The organism is Streptomyces sp. NPDC101166, from assembly GCF_044768125.1.
GTDB lineage: Bacteria > Actinomycetota > Actinomycetes > Streptomycetales > Streptomycetaceae > Streptomyces.
In genome coordinates this window covers 1-1,333 of record NZ_JBIWPF010000148.1, presented here as the reverse complement: position 1 = coordinate 1,333, position 1,333 = coordinate 1, and the positions used below count along the sequence as shown (strand labels likewise).

Annotated in this window: 1 protein-coding gene and 2 pseudogenes; 1 reads left to right on the top strand and 2 read right to left on the bottom strand. The window is 71.4% G+C overall.

Annotated features, from left to right (window positions below):
* A pseudogene (locus tag ACIRS4_RS37185) lies at nucleotides 1-352 on the bottom strand (metallophosphoesterase); the annotation flags it as partial.
* Between the two features lie 84 nt (nucleotides 353-436).
* Here ACIRS4_RS37185 and ACIRS4_RS37180 point away from each other — a divergent pair.
* Nucleotides 437-913, top strand: coding sequence for an Lrp/AsnC family transcriptional regulator (locus ACIRS4_RS37180; RefSeq protein ID WP_404204538.1), 477 nt, complete (start codon nucleotides 437-439; stop codon nucleotides 911-913).
* Between the two features lie 10 nt (nucleotides 914-923).
* Here the strand turns inward: ACIRS4_RS37180 and ACIRS4_RS37175 are convergent.
* A pseudogene (locus tag ACIRS4_RS37175) lies at nucleotides 924-1,333 on the bottom strand (hypothetical protein); the annotation flags it as partial.

Below are 1,333 nucleotides of genomic sequence, written 5' to 3'. Positions count from 1 at the left end.
GCACCACCGCGACCGCGAGCACGCCCGCGGCCACGATCCGGGAGCGGGCCGGATCGTCCACCCCGGCCACCGCCAGGCCGCCGCGCACGACGGCGCCGATCGCCGACCAGCTGAACACCACCCACATCACACCCAGCAGGGTGTCGCCCACCAGGGCCGCAGCGTCCGACTGCCGGGGCCCGTGCCCGAGCAGCATGCCCGCGGGCAGCGCCAGGTATCCGAGCAGGAAGACCGCGGTGCCGAGCCAGAAGGCCGCACCGGAGAGGGTGGTGTAGACCAGCAGCCACCACGGGAGCAGGAACAACAGCGCGGGTACGCAGAGGAACAGAACCGCGCGGGGAACGTACTTCACGGGAGATCATCCTTGTCGGACCGAATGCCGCCGGAGAAGGCGTGCTCTCCAACGTACCGGGTTTCTCGGGAAGGATGATCACACGTGACCGACCAGACCTCCGGACGCGGCACCCCGCACCTCGACGACATCTCCAAACGCATCATCACCGAACTGCAGGAGGACGGGCGGCGGCCCTACGCCACCATCGGCAAGGTGGTCGGGCTGTCCGAGGCGGCGGTCCGGCAGCGGGTGACCAAGCTCGCCGACGCCGGCGTCATCCAGATCGTGGCCGTCACCGACCCGCTGCAGGTCGGACTGTTCCGGCAGGCCATGCTCGCCATCACCGTCGACGGGTCGGTGCAGCCGGTCGCCGACGCGCTCGCCCTGATCAACGAGATCAACTACGTGGTGATCTGCGCCGGACGCTACGACATCCTCTGCGAAGCCGTCTGCCCCGACGACGAAGCGCTGCTCGACCTGGTGTCCAACCGCATCCGAGCGCTCGCGGGCGTCCGCCACGCCGAGATCATGGTCTACCTGAAACTGCGCAAACAGACCTACAAGTGGGGCACCCGCTGAGCCGAGTGCGCTATTCGCCTGTGAGCGCGGCCATTTCGGCGGCGAGGTTGGCGCGGGCCGCGGCCTCGTAGCGCCGGAGCGCGGTCGGGGTGCGGAAGAGGGCGGGGCCTTCCGCCAGGGCGGCGAGGACCGCGGCGCGGCCGGCGCGGAACAGGTTGTCGGGGACGTGGGCGTATTCGGCGCGGACAGCGGCGGTGTAGGCGGCGTATCCGGCGGGGTCGGCGGCGAGGATGGCCAGGTCGGCGTCGCAGAGGACCGCGCCGTTGCGGTCCGCGGGGTCCGGGTGGTGGCCGCCGGTGAGGCGGACCAGGCGGGCGACCTCGGCGACCTGGTCGGGCGCGACTCCCAGTGCGGGCAGCGCGGTTTCGGCCAGGCGGGCGCTGGCCTCCTCGTTGTCGGTGCCGTCCATGGCGTACACCG